General features: G+C 67.5%; 26 protein-coding genes and 1 pseudogene. 9 read left to right on the forward strand and 18 right to left on the reverse strand.

Translation table 11 applies throughout. The features are described 5' to 3' along the window. Nucleotides 1-167 precede the first annotated feature (167 nt). The 4 genes from CBF90_RS17175 to CBF90_RS17195 all read left to right on the forward strand — a co-directional run bounded on the left by CBF90_RS17175 (nt 168) and on the right by CBF90_RS17195 (nt 4,064). The gene (locus CBF90_RS17175; RefSeq protein ID WP_141097118.1) at nt 168-434 is read left to right on the forward strand and encodes a hypothetical protein; all 267 of its coding nucleotides are present in this window, start codon (nt 168-170) and stop codon (nt 432-434) included. A gap of 40 nt (nt 435-474) precedes the next feature. Beyond that, entirely contained in the window at nt 475-1,194 is a 720-nt protein-coding gene (locus tag CBF90_RS17180; protein ID WP_088379778.1) for a hypothetical protein, read from the forward strand. 405 nt (nt 1,195-1,599) lie between these two features. After that, complete coding sequence (locus tag CBF90_RS17190) at nt 1,600-3,003, forward strand: serine/threonine-protein kinase (protein ID WP_172407770.1); 1,404 nt, start codon at nt 1,600-1,602, stop codon at nt 3,001-3,003. Nucleotides 3,004-3,269: 266 nt separating this feature from the next. After that, the gene (locus CBF90_RS17195) at nt 3,270-4,064 is read left to right on the forward strand and encodes a DNA adenine methylase (protein ID WP_088379776.1); all 795 of its coding nucleotides are present in this window, start codon (nt 3,270-3,272) and stop codon (nt 4,062-4,064) included. On the opposite strand, the gene CBF90_RS17200 is transcribed toward CBF90_RS17195, so the two are convergent. Both CBF90_RS17200 and CBF90_RS17205 read right to left on the reverse strand, forming a co-directional pair. After that, the gene (locus CBF90_RS17200) at nt 4,051-4,830 is read right to left on the reverse strand and encodes a hypothetical protein (RefSeq protein WP_141097117.1); all 780 of its coding nucleotides are present in this window, start codon (nt 4,828-4,830) and stop codon (nt 4,051-4,053) included. The two genes, CBF90_RS17195 and CBF90_RS17200, sit on opposite strands and share 14 nt — an antisense overlap. Nucleotides 4,831-5,056: 226 nt before the next feature. After that, complete coding sequence (locus tag CBF90_RS17205; RefSeq protein WP_141097116.1) at nt 5,057-6,421, reverse strand: hypothetical protein; 1,365 nt, start codon at nt 6,419-6,421, stop codon at nt 5,057-5,059. 161 nt (nt 6,422-6,582) lie between these two features. Here CBF90_RS17205 and CBF90_RS17210 point away from each other — a divergent pair, with 161 nt between their 5' ends. Together CBF90_RS17210 and CBF90_RS17215 are read left to right on the forward strand one after the other, a co-directional pair. Beyond that, entirely contained in the window at nt 6,583-7,107 is a 525-nt protein-coding gene (locus CBF90_RS17210; RefSeq protein ID WP_141097115.1) for a hypothetical protein, read from the forward strand. 71 nt (nt 7,108-7,178) lie between these two features. Beyond that, nucleotides 7,179-7,517 carry a hypothetical protein gene (locus CBF90_RS17215; RefSeq protein WP_088379772.1) on the forward strand — a complete coding sequence of 113 codons (339 nt, stop codon included), beginning with the start codon at nt 7,179-7,181 and terminating at the stop codon, nt 7,515-7,517. Nucleotides 7,518-7,640: 123 nt separating this feature from the next. On the opposite strand, the gene CBF90_RS17220 is transcribed toward CBF90_RS17215, so the two are convergent. The 3 genes from CBF90_RS17220 to CBF90_RS17230 all read right to left on the reverse strand — a co-directional run bounded on the left by CBF90_RS17220 (nt 7,641) and on the right by CBF90_RS17230 (nt 9,377). After that, nucleotides 7,641-7,937, reverse strand: coding sequence for a hypothetical protein (locus CBF90_RS17220; protein WP_088379771.1), 297 nt, complete (start codon nt 7,935-7,937; stop codon nt 7,641-7,643). 412 nt (nt 7,938-8,349) lie between these two features. Beyond that, the gene (locus CBF90_RS17225) at nt 8,350-8,685 is read right to left on the reverse strand and encodes a hypothetical protein (protein ID WP_088379770.1); all 336 of its coding nucleotides are present in this window, start codon (nt 8,683-8,685) and stop codon (nt 8,350-8,352) included. 110 nt (nt 8,686-8,795) lie between these two features. Further along, nucleotides 8,796-9,377, reverse strand: coding sequence for a hypothetical protein (locus tag CBF90_RS17230; RefSeq protein ID WP_141097114.1), 582 nt, complete (start codon nt 9,375-9,377; stop codon nt 8,796-8,798). Nucleotides 9,378-9,717: 340 nt separating this feature from the next. Between CBF90_RS17230 and CBF90_RS17235 the strand changes: the two genes are divergently transcribed. Then, on the forward strand, nt 9,718-10,044 hold the full coding sequence (locus tag CBF90_RS17235; protein ID WP_064955887.1) for an Lsr2 family protein: 327 nt from the start codon (nt 9,718-9,720) through the stop codon (nt 10,042-10,044). A gap of 91 nt (nt 10,045-10,135) precedes the next feature. Continuing rightward, complete coding sequence (locus CBF90_RS17240) at nt 10,136-10,462, forward strand: hypothetical protein (RefSeq protein WP_088379892.1); 327 nt, start codon at nt 10,136-10,138, stop codon at nt 10,460-10,462. Between the two features lie 10 nt (nt 10,463-10,472). Here the strand turns inward: CBF90_RS17240 and CBF90_RS17245 are convergent, their stop codons facing one another. The 12 genes and pseudogenes from CBF90_RS17245 to CBF90_RS17295 form a co-directional block, all read right to left on the reverse strand. Beyond that, the gene (locus CBF90_RS17245; RefSeq protein ID WP_088379768.1) at nt 10,473-10,781 is read right to left on the reverse strand and encodes a thermonuclease family protein; all 309 of its coding nucleotides are present in this window, start codon (nt 10,779-10,781) and stop codon (nt 10,473-10,475) included. Between the two features lies 1 nt (nt 10,782). After that, a pseudogene (locus tag CBF90_RS19420) lies at nt 10,783-11,292 on the reverse strand (NADH:flavin oxidoreductase/NADH oxidase); the annotation flags it as partial. Further along, entirely contained in the window at nt 11,289-12,722 is a 1,434-nt protein-coding gene (locus CBF90_RS17255) for an MFS transporter (protein WP_172407769.1), read from the reverse strand. The gene CBF90_RS17255 and the pseudogene CBF90_RS19420, both read right to left, overlap by 4 nt. Further along, entirely contained in the window at nt 12,719-13,642 is a 924-nt protein-coding gene (locus CBF90_RS18535) for a hypothetical protein (RefSeq protein ID WP_172407768.1), read from the reverse strand. Before CBF90_RS18535 ends, CBF90_RS17255 begins: the two co-directional genes overlap by 4 nt. Next, nucleotides 13,639-14,592 carry a polysaccharide deacetylase family protein gene (locus tag CBF90_RS17260; protein ID WP_023953536.1) on the reverse strand — a complete coding sequence of 318 codons (954 nt, stop codon included), beginning with the start codon at nt 14,590-14,592 and terminating at the stop codon, nt 13,639-13,641. Before CBF90_RS17260 ends, CBF90_RS18535 begins: the two co-directional genes overlap by 4 nt. Continuing rightward, nucleotides 14,589-15,278 (reverse strand): cysteine hydrolase family protein, encoded by a 690-nt coding sequence (locus CBF90_RS17265; RefSeq protein WP_023953534.1) that lies wholly within the window; start codon nt 15,276-15,278, stop codon nt 14,589-14,591. Before CBF90_RS17265 ends, CBF90_RS17260 begins: the two co-directional genes overlap by 4 nt. After that, a complete protein-coding gene (locus CBF90_RS17270) occupies nt 15,275-16,645 on the reverse strand; it encodes an MmgE/PrpD family protein (protein ID WP_088379766.1) in 1,371 nt (456 codons plus the stop codon). Before CBF90_RS17270 ends, CBF90_RS17265 begins: the two co-directional genes overlap by 4 nt. A gap of 2 nt (nt 16,646-16,647) precedes the next feature. After that, entirely contained in the window at nt 16,648-17,346 is a 699-nt protein-coding gene (locus CBF90_RS17275; protein ID WP_036305480.1) for an ABC transporter ATP-binding protein, read from the reverse strand. Beyond that, nucleotides 17,339-18,073, reverse strand: coding sequence for an ABC transporter ATP-binding protein (locus CBF90_RS17280; protein ID WP_064955320.1), 735 nt, complete (start codon nt 18,071-18,073; stop codon nt 17,339-17,341). The genes CBF90_RS17275 and CBF90_RS17280 overlap by 8 nt, the downstream gene beginning before the upstream one ends. Continuing rightward, a complete protein-coding gene (locus tag CBF90_RS17285) occupies nt 18,070-19,149 on the reverse strand; it encodes a branched-chain amino acid ABC transporter permease (RefSeq protein WP_088379765.1) in 1,080 nt (359 codons plus the stop codon). The genes CBF90_RS17280 and CBF90_RS17285 overlap by 4 nt, the downstream gene beginning before the upstream one ends. Further along, nucleotides 19,146-20,156, reverse strand: a complete 1,011-nt coding sequence (locus CBF90_RS17290) for a branched-chain amino acid ABC transporter permease (protein WP_197690553.1) — start codon at nt 20,154-20,156, stop codon at nt 19,146-19,148. Before CBF90_RS17290 ends, CBF90_RS17285 begins: the two co-directional genes overlap by 4 nt. 18 nt (nt 20,157-20,174) lie before the next feature. Beyond that, the gene (locus tag CBF90_RS17295) at nt 20,175-21,425 is read right to left on the reverse strand and encodes an ABC transporter substrate-binding protein (protein WP_064955318.1); all 1,251 of its coding nucleotides are present in this window, start codon (nt 21,423-21,425) and stop codon (nt 20,175-20,177) included. Nucleotides 21,426-21,669: 244 nt separating this feature from the next. Between CBF90_RS17295 and CBF90_RS17300 the strand changes: the two genes are divergently transcribed. Next, the gene (locus tag CBF90_RS17300) at nt 21,670-22,422 is read left to right on the forward strand and encodes an IclR family transcriptional regulator (RefSeq protein WP_088379764.1); all 753 of its coding nucleotides are present in this window, start codon (nt 21,670-21,672) and stop codon (nt 22,420-22,422) included. 82 nt (nt 22,423-22,504) lie between these two features. Here CBF90_RS17300 and CBF90_RS17305 read toward each other — a convergent pair whose 3' ends face one another. Continuing rightward, nucleotides 22,505-23,215, reverse strand: coding sequence for a DUF1028 domain-containing protein (locus CBF90_RS17305; protein ID WP_088379763.1), 711 nt, complete (start codon nt 23,213-23,215; stop codon nt 22,505-22,507). Nucleotides 23,216-23,223 lie beyond the last annotated feature (8 nt).

Raw genomic sequence — 23,223 nt, forward strand, 5'->3', positions numbered from 1 at the left:
TGAACGACTGGGCGCCTGACAAAAGGCCTTGGTTCCGATCCCCTGACAGACGTGTGACGTGCCTTTTCTGCGGCGAGGAGAGCGCTACACGGTCATGGGAGGACGAGGCCGCAGACACTGGACGGATCGAGCTCTACTGCTCCAACCAGAGTTGTCAGGCACGCGAGATGGTCGTGCTGGTCCTCAAGGACACCTATCAGGCTCACACGCGAGCAGACGTTCGCATTCTCGAGGCCCTTGACCGCGGCTCGCACGGTCTGGGGCTCGCTGAGCCTGACCTGCGGGGGCAGTCAGTCGCCGAGATGGTGTCCACCATTCGCCGTTCGCTCACTCCGATCCGCCAGAGCACGGAAGATGTCACAGTTGCAGCTCGAGGCCGTGGAGCACCCATACCCGTCGAGCGCGGCGACAGCGTGGACGACGACGAGGATTAAACGTCACTGCCATGTCGCGCAGTCTCTCTAAACTGACGCCATGATCGATGACCCCGCTAACGCGCTCGCTGACATCCTGGAGGGGTGGGCGTTCGTCGAGGCGGGGCACTCGCTCGAAGATTCCCGCGACCTCGGCAACCCGGAGGACAGCACGGAGTTCTGGGCCTTCCATGCCCGTGTCTTCGATCTGATCCGGGAAGTCGAGCGCGCGATCGTCCTGGTGGAGAGCCGGCGACCAGCCACCCACTTCCGGAGGCATATCCCGGCGATCTATGCCGCAGTCTGTGGGTACACCGTGCCGTTCCGCAGCACGGCCTCATACCGTACTGCCGTCATCGACAGGGCGGTGATCGATTCGCTCAGATCCCTCGGGGACGTGCTCCAATCGATGGACGCGTTCGTCGAGAACGACGCTGCGGGCCGACAGCGCGTCGAGAAGTCGATCCAGGCAGTGCGAGATCTTCTCGCGGACGTAGAGGACCGCGAGTCCCGGGCCTACCTCACAGCGCTCGTTGCCGAGCTCGAGCAGGCCATCGCCGATGTCGACACATTCGGCACAGCTCTTGTGCGCCGACTGAGCAATGAGCTCGCGGCAGTTTTGATCCAGCAAGGCGCGAAAGAGTCCGTGCGCGGCGAGAAGCAGAAGAGCGCACGGTTCTTCAACGTGGCGCGTGATCTCATACTCGTTGGCGCCACTTCGGCTGTCACGAAGGTGATCGATGTAGGCGTGGACCAGGCGATTGCCCAGATCACGAGCTAGCTCAGTCGCGGGACGACAGCGCCCGCCGAACGCTCGACGCCCCTACCCCGAGCACACGGCCGATGCTCTCCCAGCTATGGTGCTCGGCGCGTAGCTGCCGAGCCGTTGCGATTCGCTCCTGTGTCATCACACTTGGCCGACCCCCGACCCGGCCTTGGCTGCGGGCGTACTCGAGGCCTCGTTGGGTGTTGTCCCTGATCGTGTCGACGCACAGCTGCGCGATCTCGTGAACTGCACGGGAGAACCCAGCGCCTAGGACGTACACCGGGCGTGAGGGCTCAGATGTATTCACCACGTCATTCTCGCGCTCGCCCCTCACGATGCGCCGGCCGGAAAAGATCGTCGTCGGCTGCGTGATCTGGCTGGATGGCACCCCGTGTCACAGGTGGTCGTTATTCTCTCGCCATGGAGTGGAAGTGGGATGTCGAGAAGCCTCTCGGCCGCGGCGGCTTTGGTCATGTGTATGAAGCCTGGGGGCCGTCGGGACCCGGTGCCGCCAAGGTAGTGAAGAAGGCCGCCGGGGGCGACCGCGAACAGTTGGTGGTGTCCGGCCTGCCACCTTCGCGACACATCATCCCCGTGTTGCACGTGGAAGAGACAGAGGACTCATGGGTTCTGTTCATGCCTCGCGCCGAATTTTCACTGAGAGATCGAATGTCCAAACCAGTCTCAGTGCCGGAAGCGATCACGATCCTCAAGGACATTGCACAGGGGCTGGCTGAGGTCGCGACAGCGGCTGTTCACCGCGACCTGAAGCCCGAGAACATCCTGTTCCTAGACGGGGCGTGGGCACTCTGTGACTTCGGGATCGCAAGGTATATCGAAGCCACGACCGCTCCCGATACGCTGAAGGACTCGATGACCGCGCCCTACGCGGCCCCTGAGCAATGGCGCTTCGAGCGCGCCACTTCCGCGACAGATGTGTATGCGTTTGGCATCATCGCGTACGAGCTACTGTCGGGGCATCGCCCCTTCACTGGTACCCGAGAGCAGATACGGATGGGGCATCTAACCGAGGTCGCGCCGATGCTTGAGGGGCCGCGGAAACTGGCTTGGCTTGTCAACGAGTGTCTCGGGAAGGCAGCTGAGGCACGGCCTTCAGCGGCCAACATCACAGCCCGCCTCGCCCGTGTGGGAACCGAGGCCACCTCGCCCGCAGCTCAGGCGCTTGGGCAAGCGCAATCTTCTCTTCTCGCCGAAAGGGCAGAAGCTGAGGCGGCCGCCGCGGTGGCACGGACCGAAGCGGAGCGTCGGGAAAACTTGGTTTCGGCGGCGAGGTCGGGCCATGAGGCAGTTATCGAAGAGGTGGTCGAGTTCATCCGTGACAGTGCGCCCGACACAAGTGCGGAACGGCGCGGGGGTGGCGTCGCCCTGACGCTGGGCGGCGCTCAGTTGCGAATCACCCCGTTGCAGCCTGTTGGGTCCTCTGGGGGGACGCTGGATGTCGTTGCAGCTTCGAGCATCGAGCTTTCTGTCAGAGGTAGATCTCGCGGCCACTCGCTCTACTTCGGAGACTTCGACGAGCCCCACCACTACGTCTGGTACGAGATGGGGTTCATGCAGGGTTGGGGCGCAGACTTCGACAACGAACCTAGAGCGCTACCTGGGCCAGAAGGGCTCTCTATTCTGACCAGCCGCGCAGTTGGTGGCGGCCAACTGGGCTGGGGTATCTCCTCCCTCGATCCGGGCGACCCTGAAGACTTCGTTCAGAGGTGGGCCACCTGGTTCGGATTGGCAGCGCAAGGCAAGTTTCCGAGGTTGTCCAGCCTCCCGGACGGTCGTACGACGTACCCCCGCCGCCGCTACTGACGGCGCGACCCTACGCACATGTTCGCGGCGTTCGCCAGAAACGATCGCGAGACATAGATCGGTAGTTCACACACCCCAGCAGGCAACGCACGGGCTCGGGGCCGAGACCACGGCATCAAGGAAGCCCGCCACCCCAACGCTCGCGAAGCACCAAGCCGGAACCGGTAGCGGGTCGAGACCTGCGTGTCGCCCTGGGGCCGAGCTGGCCAAACGGCGACTTCTCACCTACCCTGAGAGCACGCCTCCAACAGTTTGAATGGACTCATATGACCATCGCCGAGACACCCCGCGCCGCGGCCGCAGCGCTACGGTACCCAGGTTCAAAATGGTCACTCGCTCAGCAGATCGTTGCTCAGTTTGGGCCCCACTTTCACTACGTCGAGCCGTACTTCGGTAGTGGCGCGGTTTTCTTCAACAAACAGCCGTCTCCGCATGAGGTTCTGAACGACCTCAACGGTCAGGTCTCTAACATGTGGCGGATGCTGCGTGACCGCACCGAGGATCTGTGTTGGGCGCTCGAGACCACCCCGTGGAGTCGAGCCGAGTACGAGCAGTCGGACAAGCCCAGCGGTGACGACCTGGAGGACGCACGTCGGTTCGTGGTCCGTGTGTGGCAAGCTCACGCCTCTGACCTCGCGAAGAAGACCGGGTGGAAGAACCGTGGAGTGCATCAGCGGGCGGGCGGGATGTCGCACAGGTGGCAAAAAGTTCCACACCAATTGCGGACCCTGGCGTGGCGGTTGTCGGATGCTGAGATCGAGAGTAGAGACGCGCTGTCCGTGGTGCGCCGGTTCAACGGGGCCGATGTGCTGATCTACGCCGACCCTCCGTATCTTCACGAAACCCGCACCCAGAAGATGTACGCGGAGGAAGTGGACCTTGACCACCATGTGCAGCTTCTCGAAGCGCTCGTGACCCACCGGGGACCGGCCGTCATCAGCGGATACGCGAATAGTCTCTACGACGAGACCCTGGTCGGTTGGCGACGCGTCGTCACAAAAGCTCCGAAGGTGGAGAAAGGAGCCGCACGGTCAGAAGTGCTGTGGGTCAAGCCTCTGTGAACCCGGCCGGCCATAGCGTCGGAAAATACTCGCGAGCGCGCTGCGTAGGCTGAACGAGAGGTGGCTCCTCCAGAGTGAACCTTGGGGTGGCCCAATCTGCCCACGCCAGCGGCGGCCACCACTTGAGTTGGCCGCCGCTGTTGGGATACCACTGCCAAAGCAGGTGCCGCCTGCCCTCGACGTCGACGAACCCGTCGATACGGGTCTTCGTAGACTCCCACTCAATGTCCCCGATGGGGTTGAAGCCGTAGAGGTCGAGCGGGAACGCTGACAACTGGAACTCTTGCCAGTTCGCACTACGACTGAGAACCGCGTACTTGCTTGCCTGCAATGACAGCCCATGAGTTTGCGCGTCGGCTTCGTGCCATGACGTCACCAACTGAACCAAGGCCGGGCCAGCCAACCCCGGCTCTGTAACCCAGTTGATCTGCCGATCGACGAGATGGGTGCGAAACTTCGCCGCAGCGTTGCTCAGTTCAACGAACGCAGCCTCCCGCGCAGCCGGCGCGAACGCCGCCATCTTGCAGGACACGCCATAGCTGGGGCCTTCGTCCGCGAGGCGCAGCACATCGAACACTCCCTTGTTCTCTGCGGCCGTCCCCCCGATGATGCTGGCAAGCCCGCGCTCAAAATCCCGAAAACCCGGCATCGAGCCAGCCTTGGTTTGGTTCTGCCCGGAGCCATCGCGGTACGTGCTCAGAACCAGTCGTAGCGCTTCGAGCTCATCCCCAGACAAAGGGCGGTCACGGAATGGAAGCGTCGTCATTCTCTCATTCAAGCAGTCCCCGTCTGCGGCGACCCAACCACAGGGACCGCCGATAGCGCATACCAGGTTGAGCCACGAGCACAGTGCGACCGCGCAGTCACAACGTGCGGCTAGTGTCGAGGTGCAACCTACATCTTCTTATCACGACCATCCGCTGGGTTTCGATACGGCTAGATTTCGTATGCCTCCGTGGCACAGCAGTCCGGCGTCCCGCAACCGATCGTTTTCAGCCGCGCGAAACGATCTGCGTTGTGCTCGACACGAGGTGACCGGCTGGAGAGATCTGCCTGTGCAGTCCGTTCTCTTCGAACACGTGGGCCGCGCCGGGGAAGGCTTCGAACGGAAGTGGGTTCAGCGCTTTCGGGTTGTGGAACACCGTGAGGCCGTCTACCCAGTCCTCTTCATAGCCGGGTCCGACGAACTGCTCGAAGTCAACCTCTACTCCGGTGTTGTCCTTCGAGTAGCGTCGGCCCCGGTGCTTCACCGTCACGCTCGGATCACCCATGTCCGCCGCGATACCCATTCGGTTGAACTTGGAGAGCGTCCCAGCCGCGTTGAACGCCACTGCACTGACATGCTCTGAGTCCGGCAGCTTGAAGAAGCCCGAAGGGAAGTCCTTCGTACCCCACTTGATCCGAGAGACCGGCACCTCGACGCGCTGCACCTTGCCATCGGACTCAACGTCCTCGATGCGCACGCCGTACAGATACTCGAAGAGGGCCGACTGGCTCCACGTCATCGACAGCTCTTGATGGAAGTCCTGGATGGCGATGACGAAGGGGATGGTCAGGTCCAAGCCTTCGCGCGTCCAGTAGCCTTTGTCGTTTAGCTTCGCCCACAGCGGTCCAGAGAAACGAGTCGGCAGATAGTTGTGTACGTACTCGAAGATCTCGTCTTCCGTCTTCGGCAGAGGAACGACCTGGTTGGCGGGCGGAGGGTTCGACGTGGTTGCTTCCACATAGAAGTCACCCACGATGCCTCGCGCCAGGAAGTCCGGTGCAGGCTTCGGCTGCTCTACCCGGTGGCCCGCTTCCCTGAGCACGGCCCATAGGTAGAGTTCCCAGACCCGCGCATCAAAGCCGGTTGTCTGAAACTGCTCGATGTACGAGCCGTCCTGGTTCTCGTACCAGCGCATCGCTACTTCGATCAGCCTCTTTGCGGCGATGGCGCTCGGACTGTCGCGAAGGTACTTGAAGCGCTCGTGCAGCTTGCTCTCCTTCGCAACCTTCGCGAAGAAGTCCACCGATGCCTTCTCATCGCCTTGTCTTCGCTCGTTGTCGTAGTCGTTGTGGACGCGAGCCATGCTCGCCGCGGTTCGCTGGACGGCTTCACGGAGGTCCGCATGGTCTTGAAGGATCTCCACACCGCGGTACCTACCGGCGAGATCCGGAGCCATGACCGCGCTGTGCAGGTCTTCGTCGGTGAGGTCCAGAAAGATCGTGGCAAGCACCCGTGCAGGCGCGATCTCCAGCCAGTCCACTTCTTTGATCGGCGGCAGCCCGCCAGGCCCGCGCGCCCAAACCACGTGAGCGTTGAATCGTCGTTCAGACACTTGCCGTATCTCGACGGGCTCTACTTCTTCGTCCCCCACCGTGTACCCCCTTGTTGGTCACTTCAGGCTAGCGGTGGGGATGACCTGGCATCGGCAGTGTCCGTTGCCTCGGTTGCGGCGTGTTCCAGAACGATCGTTATCGCGAAGGTGGCGAGCTGGGAAACTCGTCTCGTGGAAGCCATCTCCTCGAACCTTGACCGGTGTGCGGTGCACACCTGATGCACCTCGCAAGCAGAGCCCTGTTCGGGCTCGCGGGCGTTGCCGCCGCTCTGTATGTCACCTCTGTCGGCGTCACGCTCCTCGACGCCGAACACCCCCACCCCTGGCTACCGAACGCCTGGTACTGGTTGGTGCTCGGCGTGCTTGCCGTCAGCCTCGTCGGTGGCGCCTTGCTGGAGTTGCTAGCCGCGCGAAAGAAGCCCTCGCCCACCCCCGCGGACACAGGGCCGACCGCTGACACTCCCCGAACGGTCGGCGGGCAGGCGCAGCCTGCACGGGCGCGCATCAGCGGCGCCAACCAGCGGTTCGGTCGCGTCATGACCAGCCGGATGATCGGTGGCCGATACGTCTATCTCGTGAAGTGGGCCAGCAACTACAAGACGATTGGGTACCTCGCAGCGGGCAAGCGGGGCGGATTCGATGTCTACGACACCGACGAGGTGTACCTGACGTGGGTGCCAACTTTGGAGGCGGCGGCGAACCTAATGGATCTGACAGCGGAGTGAGCTACCGCCCAGCGAAGGCCGCGCAGCCTAGACCCACTCACTAACGTCCTCAGCGTCGCTAGATTTAGGCTATGGACAAGTGGATATTGCGTGGCCGCCTGATCTCCACCGGGGCCCCGGTGGAGATGGTCATCGAACGGTCGTACATCGTGTCGATGACACCACCCGACCTCCTTCAGCCCGTACCGAACTATTTGCAAGGCTTCGCCAAGCTGGGCCCCGACGACACGCTCGGTCGAGTGAACATGATCAGCGAGTACCGCCCTCTCGAAGTTACCTACGACGAGGCCATCGAAAGTAACGGCCTCCTCGTAACCGGCGATCTGTATCCATATTTTCTCGGTGGCGGGAACGGCGGATATGACGTGCTATTCGCCAACATCGAGATCACGGAGTTCGTAAGGGCGTGATCCGGTCAGCGCAGCCCCACGTCCCCCGCACGCCCGTGCCGGCCGGGCTCTGACATCACGTGAGCGGGAAGGCCCCCCAACAACAGGCCAGACCTGCCCGACAGCCTCCCCCACGGTTCGACCTCACGCGGGCATGATCACCTGGTTGCGGATCGGCCGGAGGGTTTCGGAGGCGGGCCGGTTGTTCCAGTCGCGTGCCCAGAACAGCGTGGCGATCTCTTCGTGCTCGAGCTGGTCGGTGAGTCGGAGCTCGTGGTCGCGTTCGATGTTGTCGGCGACCCGGTGGCAGGTCTCACGCGAGGCGCCGCCGATGAACTCGTCGGGCTGAGCTCCCGTCTTGTCCCCGTTCCCGGACGCGCGCAGCTCGACGGCGAGAACATCGGCCTGGGCGTCGGTCAGCTTGATGGCGTGGGGGTACATTTCGTTTCCTCTTCGTGTCGGTGCTGATTTGGGAGTCACAGTATCGGTTCGTTCTCCCTCTCGTTTTTTGCCGTGAAGGCGGTTTACCGCCGCTAGGGAGGGCGGCCGGAGTGCAACCCGGAGGGCGGAGGGGGAGAGAGTTTCGGCGCGATGTGAGGGAGCGCAGCGACCGCGTGCCGAAAGTCTCGGAGGAGCCGGCGGCGCAGCCGCTTGAACGGAGGTTGGCCGACCGTATGCTGCCGAAGGCTTCACGGCAAAAAAGGAGCATCCCAGAGGGGTGCGATCGCTGCCGGGCCGCGTGAGCGGGCCGTCCTCTTCCGCGCGCGTCGCGCCAAGGGACTCTGCGCCGCTTCGTCGGCGTCCGTTCAAACGGCGCCGCCGCTGCCGAGATTCTGGCCGTCGTTTCAACCGTTCAGATGACGCCCGAGCCTGACGTATCGGCCGGTTCGCGTTCGATCAGTTCGCCGGTGAGCCATTGGGATAGCCGGTTGATCTCGGACGCCGCCTGGTCGGGGTCGGGGTGGTCGCCTGCTGAGTCGTCGATGGTCGCGCCGGTGTCGAGGGTGAGGATGAGGGTGGCGTGGCAGACGGGCCGGCAAGGTTCGACGAGCACCAGGTGGCGGTTGTCGATGATCAGGCCGGCGACCTCGGTGATTTGGGATGGGTCGACGTCGACGACGCGGGTCCGCGTCGGCGCGTTGTGGTGGTCGCGTTCCTCGACGACCGCGAGAGGTTCGGTGTGTGACATGCCTTAATCGTCGCGGCCCCCCTGGCTGTTCAGGTTCGGTGTCCGTCGGTCTGTGGAGAGATGGGCCCCTTCGGGGGTGTGTGAGGGGGCAGGGCCCCCTCACTGCGCCCTCAGGTGGTTTCGCGGGCCGCCGCGGCGGCGTTGGCGATCGCGAGGGCTTGTTCCTCGGTCATGCCGACGACGACGATCTGTCCGCGCTTGATGCGTCGGGGCTTGTTCGACCGTGGCGCGAGAGCGGCGAGTTCTTCGGCGGTGACCGGATCGAGCGGGGCGTCGTGGGCCTGCACGGTGATGTGGCGGGCGTACCCGTGGCGCTCACGTTCGATCCATGCGGTGATGTTCGCCCAGGCCTGTGCGCGTCTCTGCCTGGTGCCTGCGAAGAACGCGTCGGCGGTCCGCCTGTTCTCCGCGCGTCGGTGGGGGGTCACCTTCGGGCCGGTGTGCCGGGGCGGGAGCTCGGCCGCGATGAGTACGCGGACGACCTCTGTGTCGGGGCGGCGGGTGAACTGCGGGTACCGTGCCCGGATCGGTGCGTTGCGCTCGCGCTTGGCGGCGTTGTATCGCTTGTCGAACCCGCGGGCGTAGAACGCGATCAGCTCGAGCTGCGCGTTCACGACCCGCTCCCCCATGAGTCGTTCGATCCGGTACGGCGTGCGCTTACGTGCGAAGAACCGGTCGGCTGGTGTTTGCATGTCCCTCTCTCCCTCTCGTTTTCGCCTGGAAGGCACGAAGTGCCGAGCAGGCGGAGAGGGGGGGGAATGCAACCCCGCAGGGGCGGTGGAGGAGAGAGTTTCGGCGCGAGATAAGGGAGCGCAGCGACCGCGTGCCGAAAGTCTCGGAGGAGCCGGCAGCGCAGCTGCTTGCACTCCCCCGTCGGAGCCGTACGATGCCGCAGGCTTCCAGGCGAAAAAACGAGCGCCCCGCAGGGGTGCGGGCACCGCGATCCGCGGAACGCGGATCGTCCACTCAGATGAGCGCAAACGGCCTGTTGTGCGGTGTTGTCGCCGATATCACTGCGATAGCGTCGGGCGCGTGGCACAGCGCAGCATCGTTTACATCACCGATGACCTTGACGGCACCGAGGACGCCGAAACGGTCACGTTCGCCTATCAGGGGCAGAACTTCGAGATTGACCTCTCCGAGGGCAACCGGGAGAAGCTCGAACAGCTTCTGCAGCCGTACATCGCCGCCGGCCGGAAGGCCGCGGGCGGACGAGCGGCCCGCAGCGGGGCGCGGCGCAGCCGCGGTGCCAGCGACCTCTCCGCGATCCGCAGCTGGGCCGCTGAGCACGGCTACGAGATCAACACGCGGGGCCGCGTCCCCCAGGCCGTCCTGGACGCGTACAACGCCGCGAACTGACGCAGCCGGCGGCGGCGCGTCCTGCCGGGTCGCGCATTGCGCGTATCGAACATATGTTCGCATCGGGCTACCCTGTGTGCAGGGAGTCGGGATGGGAACGAACAGGCGCTACGCCGCGGCGGTCGATCGCCGGATGGATGCGACGATCCTCGAGCGCATCGCGCGAGACGCCGGCCCCCTCCAGTCCCTATCCCGCGAGGAGATCGGCTTGGATACCGAGCCGGTCACGATCGACCCGAAGCCCAAGCCCGTGCGTGCGTGGGTGCGGTTCGGCGCGACTCCGGTGTGGGTCGATGGGCAGGCATGCCGGTGGACGGCGGATGCCGTGGCGGTCCGGTTCCTCGTCGGCGAGGTCGAGCACCGCGCCTGGGTGTGGGCGTCGGCGGTGACCCCAGTGGCCACTCCCCCGTCGCTGTGACCTGATTCGCTCACTCGCACGCGGACCACAGGCCCGCCCCTGCAGCTGCAGCCGCCTCCTGAGCCGCTTTGTGGACGTCCTGGCCCGCGTAGGGTGCGTCGTAGGTGTACTCGTACCCCATGCCCGCGGCAAGGGCGCTCTCTGCGATGCTGCGGCCGTCGACGAGAACGTGTCGCAGGAGTCGCCCGTACCGGTCGACGTCGTCCTGGGTGGGGTCGGGGTAGAGCTCCACGATGCGGCCGTAGAGGGCGTCGTTGACGGACCGAGCGACGCGCGGCTGCGGCGAACTCCGCGACGACGGCGTCCACCTGGTCGGCATCGAGGCGCGCGGGTTCTGCGAAGCGCCCGAAAGGCTCGCCCGATGCGCCGAGCGTGCGCCATCCGCCGGCGCTCTCGGGAACCGATCCACGGTGCTCCGGCGGGTCGCCCGGCAACCCGGCGTACTTGCTGCCCTTGCGTCCGGCGTGCGCGAGCTGTACCGCGATGCGGCCGCCGGTGCGGTGCACGGCATCGGTGACCCGTCGCCAGGCGGCGACGTGCCGGTCGTCCCACATGCCGGCGTCGTCGGGGGTCACCCGGCCCGACGGCGACACCGCCGTCGCCTCGGTGATGATGAGTCCCGCGCCCCCGAGAGCGAACTGGCCGTAGTGGACGACGTGCCAGTCGTCGACGACGCCGTCGGGAAGCGGCGCCGCGTACATGCACATCGGCGAGACCCCGATGCGATTGCGCAGAGTCACGTCGCGCAGTCGCAACGGTCGCAGCAGGGCCGGGCCGTCCGCCTCGTCGGCAGCACCGTTCGCAGCGGGGGGCGGGGAGGTCAGGGTCATGCTCCTGCTTCCTTTCGGCGGAGACGGATGACGGCGACGACGGTCGCGAGCAGCAGGGCGAGCCCCAGCCCGGCGATCGTCAGCCCGACGTCGCGGATGCCGCCGGCGACGGCGCCCGCGTCGAGCAGGTGCGCCACGACGACGGCGGCGAGCGCGGCGCCGACATACTGCGCGGTGCGGTAGATCCCGGTGGAGGCACCGGCAGCCCCGGCGGGCACCGCGTGATGGAGCAGGAGCTGGTTGCCCAGGTTGTTGAAGCCGTTGGGCACGCCGAGCAGGGCGCAGACGATCGCGAGCACCCAGAGCGGCATGTCGGCCGCACCGGTGAGTGCGAGGAGCGTGCCGGCCAGGACCATCGCCGAGGTGCCGACGGCGAGCAGGGCACGCGGGTGCCAGGTGCGCCCGAGGCGCGTGGCGACGACGGTCGAGAGGGCCCCGACCCCGAACACCGGCAGCATGAGCAGTCCCGTCACGGCCGGTCCGAGGTCGCGGGTCGCCTGCATCCACTGCGGGAGTCCGTAGAAGATGACGTAGAACGAGATGAACGTCGCGATCGCCCGCAGGCAGGTGAGGCCGAACTGCGGGTACCGGCCCAGCAGGCGCACGTCGACGAAGGGCCGCTCCGCCCGCAGTTCACGCCAGACGAACCCGGAGGCCAACGGGACCGTCACCGCCGCCGAGACCACCGCGACCGTCGGCGCCGAGTCGATGCTGAGCAGCGCCACCATGAGCGCGACCAGCGTGCCGATCATGAGGACCATGCCGGCGGGGTCGAGCGCCCGCCAGGTCTGCGCTGCGCTCGCCCGAGGGCCGCGGGCGTCGGCGGGGACGAAGGCCAGCACGAGCGTCGCGCAGAGGATCACCATCGGGATGTTGACCCAGAAAATGCCCGGCCACCCCCACGCCACCACCACGAGACCGCCGACGGTCGGGCCGAGAGCTGCCGTCGTCTGCCCGCACAGCGCGATGATGCCGATCGCGCCGGTGGGCGTGGCGCGCGCGAGGTCGGCCTGGCGGCGGATGATCGCCATCGCCGCGGGGAACTGCGCGGCGGCTCCCAGCCCGAGCACGACCCGGTCGACGATCATCCAGCCGCTGTCGGCGATGAACGGACCGGCGACCGAGGCCACCAGGATGAGCGCCAGGCCCAGGAGGTAGACGCGTCGCGGTCCGTACAGGTCGGCGAGGCGTCCTGCCGTGGGCGACCCGACCGCAGCAGCGATGTAGAGCGCGCTGATGATCCATGCGGTCGCGCTCGTGGCGACGGCCGCGTCTCCCCCGAACGACGCCACCATCGGAACGAGCGCGACCGCGATGATCGACGAGTTCAGCCCGAGGAGGATCGTGCCGCTGCCGAGCGACCACGGCAGCCGCAGCGGCAGCGAACGGCGGCCGTCCGGGCCGCCCGCAGCCGCGGGTTCCGGCGTCACTCGGCGAGCTCCGCCACCCCGCCCGGTGTCGCGAGGAGCACATCGGGGTGGGCGGCGAGCATCCGGAAGGTGCGCTCGACGACGTCGGCGAAGCACGCCTGACCCGAGACCCAGCCGAACAGGCTGAGTCCGAGGTGGCGGGCGCCGACGATGTCCGCGTCGGCGATCAGCTGGTCGACCGTCGCGGTGAGCAGCTCCTCGTAGTCGTCGGCGACGATCCCCCGGGCGTAGAGCTCGAACATGTCCTCCGTCTCCAGCGGATGCGGCACGGCGACAAGGCCGTCTGAGGCGCCGACCAGCGTCACGGGGCGCTCGTCGATCGGCCAGTCCCCGAACCAGCCGAACCCCGCCTCGCGCAGCAGGGCGGTGGTCCGCGAGGTGCCGGCGCGTTCGGGGCCGAACCATCCGGTGGCCTCGCGCCCGGTCAGACGCTGGACGGTGTCGCGTGCGCTCTCGATGTACGAGCGCTCGGTGGCGGCATCCATCTCAGGAGACAGGATGACGTTCGCGCCGGCACCTCGCACGACGATCTCGTCGGCACGTGCCGCGACGCCGCGGGCGAGCCCCGGCACAGTACGGGCACCGAACTCGTCGAGCGCGACGGCGACGGGAACGCCCGCACGGTCGGCGATGTCGAGCAGCCGCCAGATGCCGGTCGTCAGGCCGAAGTCCCACTGCGACAGTCGGGCGACCTGTCCGTGCCGGGGCTCGGAGGTGTCGCGGCCCACACCGCCCTGCATCGACGTCGGCGAGAACGCTCCCGCGGGAAGGTCGTCCTGGTACGAGGGAGCGTGCAGCAGCACCGAGACCACGAGCTTCTTCGCGCCCGGCAGCGTCCACGCCGGACGGTGCGCGTCGTAGGCGCGCGGCAGGTCGGGGGCGAACACGGTCGCGTCTGCGGGGTGGGAGATGAGGCTCATGCGCCGACCTCCGTCAGAAGAGCCGCGTGTTCGTCGGCGAGCGTGCGAGCGAAGTCGACCTGCGCGTCGTAGTGGTGGGCGAGGTAGTGGTCGCTGATCGCGCCGGCCGTCGTGGCCCAGATGCGCTCGTCGGCGCGAACGTGCGCGAACAGCTCTCGGAGAGCCCCGGCGAACCACGGCTGCCCGGCGAGGAAGGGGTGCGTCGCGAGGCAGACCACCCGCCCCTGCCCGTCGCGTTCGCTGTCGGCCAGCGAGCGGTCGATCTGCGCTTTCGCCAGGGCGATGAAGTCGGATGCGGAGAGGCTCCGCACGTGCACCATGGGGACGTCGTTGAGCATGAAGCTGTACGGCATCGACACGATCGGGGCGTCACCGACCGTTCGCAGCGGGCGGGGCTGCTCGTCGTGGATGAAGTCGGCGAAGTACTGCATGCCGTGCGCGGCCATGAGGTCGACGGTGTTGTCGGTTCCCGAGATCTTCGGGCCCAGCATCCCCTTGATGCGCCGGCCGCCGTAATAGGTCTCGCTCAGCCGTTGCGAGAGCGCGTAGAACGCGTCCTCTTCGTCGTAGGGCATGTCGTAGATCGGCCGCAGGTTCGAGATGCCGTGGCTCATGATCTCCCACCCCCGCTCGAACATGGCGTCGCGAACCTCGGGCTGCTCCTCGAGCAGCGACAGGCTGAGCGACACGGTCGACGGCATCTCGAACTCATCGACGATGCGCAGCATCCGCCACAGGCCGACACGGTTGCCGCTGTCGCGGTGCATGTAGTGCTGCGCGTCGGGGAAGGCGATCCGGCCCTGCGGTGAGCCGCCCCCGGGCGCGATCCAGTCGTAGTGCTCGACGTTCGGCGCGTGCCAGAACGCGAGCAGCTTGCCGCCCGGCCACTCCACGCGTGGCCGGGTCGCCATCGGGGCGTACCAGAGGCGCTCGTTGTTGCGGATCGTCATGCGAGCTCCGCGGTGGCCTCGGCCAGCGCCTCGGCATCGGCACCCTGCATCGCCTCGAATCGGTCGAGGACCCACTGCTTGGTCACGACGTCGCCGAAGCGGTCCTGCATGTCCCACAGCGACACCTCGCCCGACACCGTGCGGAAGTCGTCGCAGCACTCCTCGACGATGCTGATGTGGAAGCTGCGGTAGGCGGCATCCACGACGCTCGCCCGGACGCATCCGCTGGTGGAGGTGCCCGTGAAGATCAGCTCGTCGACGCCGAGCTCGGCGAGCAGGTCGTCGAGGCGGGTGCGGTAGAACGCCGACGCGACGGTCTTCTCGACGATGTGGTCGGTCGGAGCCGGCGGAACGGCAGCGCTGATCTCGGTCCACGGGTTGCCGCGTTCGCAGCGCTCGGTCAGGCTCGAGCGCACCCGCTGTGCCAGCATCCGGTCGTCGAGCGAGTCGAGGATCATCACCGCGTAGATGACGGGAACGCCCGCGGCCCGCGCCGCCTCGAGCAGCTCGTTCGTGTGCGCGAGCGCCACCGCCGTCCCGGGGCCGATCTTCTCGTGCTCGGTGAACGCGCGCTGGAAGTCGATGACGATCACGGCGGGTGACGTTCCCGGTCCGACCTTCGTGCGCCGGGCGCGCAGGTCTCGGATCGTGTCGATCTCGACGTTCCAGTCGATCGTGTCGTTCATGCGAGGTCTCCTTCGGAGGGTGGGGCGAGTCGGCCGAGAGCGCGAGTGAGCGCTCCGGGGTCGGGGTCGTGGAAGTCGTGGACGGCGCGATGGATGTCGGGGGCGCCCAAGCCCGTCGGGCGCAGCGCCTCGGTGAGCAGCGCGTCGATCCGCGCATCCGAGAAAGGAGTATCGACGGCGTCGCCCTGCGGGTGCCTGACGGATGCCGTGTGGGCGGTGCCGTCGGCGAGGTGCACGGTGACCCGCGCGGGACGCGAGGTCGCGGTATCGGGCCGCAGGTCGGCCGTGGCATCCGTTACCGCCACCACGGCGGCGATGCGCGCCAGTTGCGGGTGCGGAGGCACATCGGCCCGCTCGGCCGACACGTCACCGAACCACAGTGCGCTGGCGACGGCGAACGGGACGGAGAAGTACGCGCCGTGCCGCGAACCCCACGATGTGGCGGGCAAGGATGCCGCCGAGGCCACCCCCTCGACGCGCACCGAGACGATGTCGGCGAGGTCGACGCCCGCCGCGACCATGCGAGCGCGAACGAGGAGCGCCGCGTCGGCGGGACCGTGCGTGTAGGCGCATGCGGAGTGCTGCTTGAGGTAGCTGGTGGTGACGAGGCTCTCGTCACCGAGGCCGCGGATCACGGCATCCGGGTCGATCGTCCCGAGACCGCCGAGATCGGCGGCGAGCCCGTCGGGGTCGGCGGCGAGCCCGGCGGCTGAGAAGCGCGCCGCCGCGAGTCCGGCCAGGGCCCCCTGGCCGACCCACTGATCGCGCGCCGCCGAACCGCGCAGCACGGGCTGCCACGACGTCGCGGGAGCCATCGCGGCGCCGGTGCCGACGGCGCGCGCGACGCCGTCGGCATCCGCACCCAGGAGCACCGCGCACGCCGCCGCCGCACCGACGGCGCCGAGGGGTCCGTGGGTGTGCACGTCGGGCCGGAAGGTCGTCGCCCGCCCGACGCGCGCGGCGACCTCGTAACCGACGTAGAGGGCGTCCCACAGCCGCTCGCCCGCGATGTCCTGCGCCTCCGCGAGCGCGAGCACGGCCGGCACGGTCTGCGCCGCGGGGTGCCCCTTGCTGTACCGGTTGCCTTCGTCGCGCTCGGTCGAGACCCCGGCCACTCCGTTAAGCCACACAGCTGATTCGACGGCGACGCGGCGCGGGGATCCGACGAGGGTCGCGGGCCCGGGGCTCGGCGTCCAGGCACGCCGCAGCCGCTGCATCTCGGGCATCGCGGCGGCTCCGACGGTGACCGCGAGCAGGTTCTCGACGGCGCGGACGAGCGAACGCTTCGCATCATCCGAGGCCGTTGCGAACGGCGCCGACGCGACCCACTCGCCGAGAATCCGAGACGCTTCGCGGTGAGTCGTCATGCTCAGTGGCCCAGGTAGGCGGCCTGGACGCGCTCGTCCGAGGCGAGCGCCGAGGCGGTGCCGTCGAGCGCGACGCTGCCCGATTCGAGAACGTAGGCGCGGTCGGCGAGCTGCAGCACCTGGTGGGCGTTCTGCTCGACGATCAGCACGCCCACACCGCGATCGCGGATGGCGTTGACGGCGTGGAAGACGTCCCAGGTGAGCTTCGGCGAGAGCCCGGTCGAGGGTTCGTCGAGCATGAGCAGACGTGGCGCTCCCATGAGAGCGCGGGCGATGGCGAGCATCTGCTGCTGACCGCCCGACATCGTCTCGGCGAGCTGCTGGCGTCGCTCGCGCAGGATCGGGAACAGGTCGAGGATCTCGTCCTCCGAGAACCCCGTGCGCCCCTTCTTGCCCCAAGCGCCCATGCGCAGGTTGTCCTCGACGGTGAGCGAGCCGAAGAGCGCGCGGTGCTCGGGCACGAGCATCAGGCCGCGCTGCGCGACCAGGTGGCTGCGTCCGTAGCCGACGGCGCCGCCGTCGAAGCGGACCGAGCCGCCCTGCTGCTTCACCTCGCCAGCGATGGTCTTCAGCGTCGTCGACTTGCCGGCGCCGTTCGCCCCGACGATCGCGACGACCTCTCCGGCGTCGACCGAGAGCGAGATCCCGTGGAGGATCTCCAGTCCGTGGTAACCCGCACGCAGGTCGTCGATCTCAAGCAGCATCGCCGTACTCCTTACCGAGGTAGGCCTCGATGACTCGGGGATCTTGCAGAACGTCGTCGACCGAGCCCCGCGCGATGACGGCTCCCTGGTCCATCATCACGACGCGGTCGCTGAGTCGGCGGACGGCGGTCATGATGTGCTCGATGAAGAGCATCGTCACGCCCTCCTCGCGCCGCAGCTCGTCGAGCAGGTCGAGCACGGGAGTGCGCTCGGACGGCACCAGACCAGCCAGCACCTCGTCGAGCAGCAGCACTCGCGGACGCATCGCGAGGGCGCGGGTGAGCTCGAGACGCTTCTGGACCGCCGTCGGGAGCGAGCCCGACTCGGCATCCGCCCATGACCACAGGCCGGTGCGATCGAGGAGCGTCGCCGCCTCGTCACGCGCCGCGCGCTCGGGCCGCACGCCGCGGCTCTGCACCGCGATCGTGACGTTCTCGAGGGTGGTCATCGTGTGGAAGGGCCGCATCAGCTGGAACGTCCGCACGAGCCCCGAGCGTGCGAGCACGTGCATCTTCGCGCCGGTGATGTCGCGCCCGTCGAGCGTGACCCGCCCCGAGTCGGGCGGGAAGGCGCCCGTCACGCAGTTGAACAGCGTCGTCTTGCCGGCGCCGTTCGCGCCGATGATCCCGACGATCTCGCCCTCGTCGACGGAGATGTCGACGTCGCGCAGCGCGTGCAGGCCGCGGAACGACTTGTTGATGCCCTGAATCTCGAGAAGGGTCACTTCTTCTTCACCACCCAGTTCTTGACGGTGCCGTAGACGCCCTTGGGGAGGAGCAGGACGCAGGCGATGAGGATGACGGCGTAGATGAGGATGTCGAGACCGCCGTGGCCCTGGAGGAACGACAGCGCCTCGGGAGGGTGACGGAGGAAAGCGGCGACGGCATCCGAGAGCGGCGCCATGACGACGGCTCCGATGACGGGACCCCAGACGGTCGCGACCCCGCCCACGACGGCCGTGATGATCGCGTTGTTCGAGACGTGGGCGCCGAACGCGAGCTCGGGATCGATGAACATGTAGTACTGCAGGTAGAGCGTGCCCGCCGCGGCCGTGATGGCGGCGGAGAGAGCGACGGTGGTCAGCTTGTACCGCAGCACGTTGACGCCGATGGCCGCCGCCGCCAGGTCGTCGTCGCGCGATGCCAGGGTGAAACGACCCGTGCGGCGACGCAGGAACTCGATGACGACGACGAGTGCCAGCACGACCATGCCCACGCCGATCCACCAGTAGTTCGGCGAGCCGACGGGGAACTGGAACATCGCCCAGTCGTCGCCGCGCAGCACGGGGACGGTGAAGCCGACCGTGCGGTTGAGCGCGTCATTGCCGACGACGAACAGTCGCAGCATCTCGGCGAAGGCGAACGTCGACAGCGCGTAATAGGCACCGGTCAGCTTGTAGCGCAGGGCGAGGAAGCTGATGCCCACGGCTGCCGCTGCTGCCAGGGCCATCCCGGCGATCAGGCCGATCCACGGACTCACACCGAAGTCGACGAGCAGCACGGCCGTGACGTACGAGCCGATGCCGAAGTAGGCGGCGTGACCGAAGCTGAACATTCCGCCGAAGCCGCTCATCATGTTCCAGCCGATCCCCATGAGGGCGAAGATCAGCACGCGCATGGCGACGGCGAGCTCCGCAGCGGGAAGGACGAAGGGCAGGGCGACCCCGACGACCGCCAGCACCCCGAGGGCGACGTAGTGACGGAAGGTCGTGCGACGGTGCAGAGGGATACGCGGTGCGAGCAGGTGAGCACCCGTGGTGAAGTCGGGCGCCGTCGGGCGCGCGGGGGTGGCGACGGTCATGCGGTCCTCCCGAAGATTCCGCGGGGCTTGGCGAAGAGCACGATGAGGAAGACGACGAACACGGCCAGCAGCGGTGACTGGCCGGGCAGGATCAGCCCGCCCAGCTGCTCGGTGAGGCCGACGATCAGCCCGCCGACGAGCGCACCGGGGACGTTACCCATGCCGCCGAGGACCACGACGACGAACGCCGTCAGGTTGAACACCGACCCGGCTGTCGGTTCGATCGTGGTGAAGGGAGCAACCAGCGTGCCGGCGGCTCCGGCTGCGGCGGCGCCGAGCGCGAATGTGAGGATGTAGATCCCCTTGATGTCGATGCCCACCAGGCGGGCGCCCTCGGGGTTCGCGGCGACCGATCGGACCGCCGTGCCGACCGGGGTGCGCTGCAGGATGAGCCACAGGGCCGCGACGAGGACCAGCGCACCGACGAAGGCGTAGATGCGGCTCAGGTCGACCGTCGCGCCGAGGATCGGAACACCGGTGTTGCCGGGCAGCTGGACCGAGAGCGGGTTGGGGCCGAACACGAGCAACAGGATGTTCTCGATCGCCAGCGCCAAGCCGATCGTGATGAGCAGCTGGGTGTGGATGGGGGCGCGCATGATCGGGTTCAGCAGACCCGCCTGCGTCGCCGCGCCGAGCAGGAACATCGTCGGAACGGTGATCAGCAGCGTCGCGTAGGGGTGCATCCCGGTGAGGTTCACCAGCACGTACGTGAGGTACATCGCCAGAGCGACCATGGCCCCGTTGGCGAAGTTGATGATGTGGAGCACCCCGTAGACGAGGGTGAGTCCCATGGCGACCAGGCTGTAGATGCCTCCGGTCAGCAGTCCCGTCACGAGCGCCTGCGCCAGCACGGTCGGGCTGCCCGAGATGAACCCGGCCACCACGGGCGCGAGGGCGAGCACCCCGAGGGTCACGACCAGAGCGCGCGGCGAGGGGCCGTTGTAGCGGCGGTTGCGGACGGGCTTCTCGCCGGCCGGGGCGGTGGGCGGGGACGCCTGGATCGTCATGAGACTCACTCCTCGCTGTCAGCGGACGGGGGCCGGGTAGACGAGCGGCTGCTGAGCCAGGGCCGCCGGGTAGACCTGGGTGACTGCGCCGCCGAGCACCTGCATCGTGACGACCGAGGCGTTGACGTTCTGTCCCGTCTCATCGAACGAGACGGGACCGTCGTTGACGACGTGCGGCTCGTACGTCGTCGCGGCGATTGCATCACGGATGTCGGCGGGGTCGGCGCTCCCGGCGGCGTCGATCGCTTCGGCGATGAGCGTCACGGCGTCGTAGGTGAGCATCGCGCTCGTCCGCATCGGCTCGCCGAACTCGGCTTCGAACGCCTCGGCGACCGCGACCGCCTCATCGTTGGTGGCATCCCACCGGTAGTTCGCGTCGAAGTAGTTCTCACCCCCGTTGGGGGCGTCGGCGGTGAACTGCACCTGGTCGTATCCGCCGTTGGCGACACCGAACACGGCGTCGAGATCGGGGGCGATGGAGCTGACAGCGCGAGCGATCGCGAGGCTGTCGTTGTAGTAGCCCGAGACGGCGAGCACGTCGGCGCCGGCGGCTGCCACCTGCTGCACCTGGGTCGACAGGTCGCTCGACGAGGGGTCGTAGCTGATCGCCGGTTCGACCGTGATGCCGTACTCCTGGGCCTTCGCAGCGAACGCCTCGTAAGCCGAGGCGCCGAAGTTCCCCTGCTCGTAGAGGTAGCCGACCTTGGTCACCGGGGTGCCCGCGGCCTCGGCGATCTCGGACAGATAGGTCGCGCTCTGCTCGCCCATCATGCTCGCCGACGGCTGGATGCGAAACGAGTTGGTGTAACCCTGCTCCAGGATCGAGTCGAGTGCCGACACGTCCATGACGAACGGCACGCCGTTGCGCTCGGCGACCGAGGCGATGTTCGCGCTCGTCGCGCTCTGGTACGAACCGACGAGCGCCGCGGCGCCCTCCTGGATGAGACGCGTCGCCTCGCTCTGCCCGGTCTCCGGCTCGCCGCGGGTGTCGGCCGCCTCGAGGACGAGCTTCGCGCCGCCGAGGGATTCGATGCCGCCGGCGTCGTTGATCGCGTCGACGGCCATCTGTGCGGCGTTGCTCATCTGCTGGCCGTCGACCGCGTTCGAACCGCTGAGCGGGTGGAGGGCTCCGATGACGATCTCCTCGGGTGCCTCGCCCGAGGATGCTGCCTGGCTTGCTCCGACGGCGGATCCGGCACAGGCCGCGAGCGTGACGCTGCCGACGGCGAGAGCGGTCACGGCGAGCGTGAAGCGACTCGTGGTTTTCAACTCGACTCCTTGGAGGGTGGTGTTCCGTCTGATGGAGCTGTTTCGGTGACCGGAACGTTCGGGTTAGTCCCTGACTGGGATGTATGCGACGGTATGCCTCGGATATGCGGCGCCAGTTGCCCGCGTGTATCCGGAATGTTTCGTCTCGCCCGAATCGGGCATCTGGCGTTCCGTTCAGTGAAACGTGGCCGTACGCTTCTGCGCAGAGCGTGCCGGACGCTCATCCACGCGAGGAGAGTGCGCCATGGCCGATACTGCCCCGTCGACGACATCCCGGGTCGCCGAGGTGCTGATGTCGTTCACCGACGCGACCGCGCCGCTGGGTGTCTCGCAGATCGCGAGGTCGTGCGACCTGAGCAAAGCGGTGGTTCACCGCATCCTGCAGTCCCTCGTCGCATCGGGACTCGTCGACTATCTGCCCGACACTCGCCGCTACTGCCTCGGCCCGGCGGCGATCGCCCTGGGTCAGACGGCAGCCGCGGGCAGCCGGCTGTACTCCGCGGGGATGCCGGCGATCTCGCACCTGGCCAATCAGACCGGCGAGACCACGACGCTGACGGCCCGCCACGGACATGGACGGCACTACATCGGCCTCGTGGAGAGCATCAACCCGATCCGCATCAGCGTGCGCATGAGAGACCATGTTCCGCTGTGGTCGGGAGCGAGCGGCATCAGCATCCTGGCGTTCATGGACCCGGTCGACGTCGACTACGTCCTGAGCCAGGAGCGGCACGCGTACACCGAGGCGACCGTCATCGACGAGACGATGATCCGAGACCGTCTGGCCGAGACCCGCGAGCGCGGGTGGGCGCATACCGCGGGCGAGCGCGTGCGGATGTCGAGCAGCGTCGCGGCCCCGATCTTCGACCGTGATGGCAGCCCGGCCGGTTCTCTCTCGGTCGCCTACCTCGTCGACCGACTCGGCGACACCCAGCACCACGACCTCGCGCAGCTCGTGCTGGCCGCCGCCCGCGACGCGACCGCCAGACTCCAGTAACCCCCCGCCTGTTCGCGGCGGCGAGGGTGCGCATCTGCACGGTCCGGGGCGGCCCGCACCGTGCAGATGCGCGTTCTCGGCGTCAGCGAGAGGGCGAGACGGCGGGCTGGCGGGCGATCCAGTCGTCCATGCTCGTCTCGGGGTGGTCGAGCCAGTGGTCGCCGTAGTAGTCGGCGAAGGGCAGGTATTCGTCGAGGATGCGGCGCAGCTCCGAAATCGCATCGAGCCCCTCGGGAGCGATGTCGACGCGCAGGTCGACGTGCGCGCGCCGTTGACCGCGTGCCGTCGTGATGATCGACGACGACAGGTGCCGGCGCCCCTCACCACCGGCGGCGAGGCCGGCCTCGAGCGCCCGCATGAGACGCTCCTCGAAGAGCCCGGCGGTGTCGTTCTCGTACGACGCAGCCATCGCCTCGAGCACGCGCGGGCCGATGAGGGTGTTCCCGAGCACGGCGAAGCCGTCGCCGACGAGGTGACCGGCGTACTGCGACTCGATCACGACGTCACCGGTGTGGGCCGCGACGCGGCCGTCGTCGAGGACGATGCCGAGTTGCCGGTACCGGAACGACTCGTCGGTCTCGGCGAGCGCCGCGATGATCGTCTCGGGCGCCAGACCCGTCGTCCCGAGGTCGAGGGCGCGCTGGCCGAGCCGCCAGTCGGAGTGCCACTGGCTCGTCACCGCGACCCCTCCCGCAACATGGGGGCATCGCGAGGCGAGCGCGATCGACCCCGTGCCCTGGCAGACCCCGACCGCACCCGTGCTCGGGTCGGTGGCGATGATGCTGAACGTCATCGTGTTCT

The organism is Microbacterium sp. AISO3 (genome assembly GCF_002204305.1).
Lineage (GTDB): Bacteria > Actinomycetota > Actinomycetes > Actinomycetales > Microbacteriaceae > Microbacterium > Microbacterium arborescens.

What these genes read in the sequence shown, in the direction of transcription:
- CBF90_RS17220 (WP_088379771.1), bottom strand. Translation starts at nt 7,937, where the DNA reads ATGTACCCCCACGCCATCAAGCTGACCGACGCCCAGGCCGATGTTCTC.
- CBF90_RS17190 (WP_172407770.1), top strand. Translation starts at nt 1,600, where the DNA reads ATGGAGTGGAAGTGGGATGTCGAGAAGCCTCTCGGCCGCGGCGGCTTT.
- CBF90_RS17225 (WP_088379770.1), bottom strand. Translation starts at nt 8,685, where the DNA reads ATGTCACACACCGAACCTCTCGCGGTCGTCGAGGAACGCGACCACCAC.
- CBF90_RS17260 (WP_023953536.1), bottom strand. Translation starts at nt 14,592, where the DNA reads ATGACGATCCGCAACAACGAGCGCCTCTGGTACGCCCCGATGGCGACC.
- CBF90_RS17230 (WP_141097114.1), bottom strand. Translation starts at nt 9,377, where the DNA reads ATGCAAACACCAGCCGACCGGTTCTTCGCACGTAAGCGCACGCCGTAC.
- CBF90_RS17245 (WP_088379768.1), bottom strand. Translation starts at nt 10,781, where the DNA reads ATGCCGACCAGGTGGACGCCGTCGTCGCGGAGTTCGCCGCAGCCGCGC.
- CBF90_RS17265 (WP_023953534.1), bottom strand. Translation starts at nt 15,278, where the DNA reads ATGAACGACACGATCGACTGGAACGTCGAGATCGACACGATCCGAGAC.
- CBF90_RS17175 (WP_141097118.1), top strand. Translation starts at nt 168, where the DNA reads ATGGTCGTGCTGGTCCTCAAGGACACCTATCAGGCTCACACGCGAGCA.
- CBF90_RS17215 (WP_088379772.1), top strand. Translation starts at nt 7,179, where the DNA reads ATGGACAAGTGGATATTGCGTGGCCGCCTGATCTCCACCGGGGCCCCG.
- CBF90_RS18535 (WP_172407768.1), bottom strand. Translation starts at nt 13,642, where the DNA reads ATGAGCCTCATCTCCCACCCCGCAGACGCGACCGTGTTCGCCCCCGAC.
- CBF90_RS17305 (WP_088379763.1), bottom strand. Translation starts at nt 23,215, where the DNA reads ATGACGTTCAGCATCATCGCCACCGACCCGAGCACGGGTGCGGTCGGG.
- CBF90_RS17270 (WP_088379766.1), bottom strand. Translation starts at nt 16,645, where the DNA reads ATGACGACTCACCGCGAAGCGTCTCGGATTCTCGGCGAGTGGGTCGCG.
- CBF90_RS17195 (WP_088379776.1), top strand. Translation starts at nt 3,270, where the DNA reads ATGACCATCGCCGAGACACCCCGCGCCGCGGCCGCAGCGCTACGGTAC.
- CBF90_RS17240 (WP_088379892.1), top strand. Translation starts at nt 10,136, where the DNA reads ATGGGAACGAACAGGCGCTACGCCGCGGCGGTCGATCGCCGGATGGAT.
- CBF90_RS17300 (WP_088379764.1), top strand. Translation starts at nt 21,670, where the DNA reads ATGGCCGATACTGCCCCGTCGACGACATCCCGGGTCGCCGAGGTGCTG.
- CBF90_RS17290 (WP_197690553.1), bottom strand. Translation starts at nt 20,156, where the DNA reads ATGACGATCCAGGCGTCCCCGCCCACCGCCCCGGCCGGCGAGAAGCCC.
- CBF90_RS17180 (WP_088379778.1), top strand. Translation starts at nt 475, where the DNA reads ATGATCGATGACCCCGCTAACGCGCTCGCTGACATCCTGGAGGGGTGG.
- CBF90_RS17200 (WP_141097117.1), bottom strand. Translation starts at nt 4,830, where the DNA reads ATGACGACGCTTCCATTCCGTGACCGCCCTTTGTCTGGGGATGAGCTC.
- CBF90_RS17285 (WP_088379765.1), bottom strand. Translation starts at nt 19,149, where the DNA reads ATGACCGTCGCCACCCCCGCGCGCCCGACGGCGCCCGACTTCACCACG.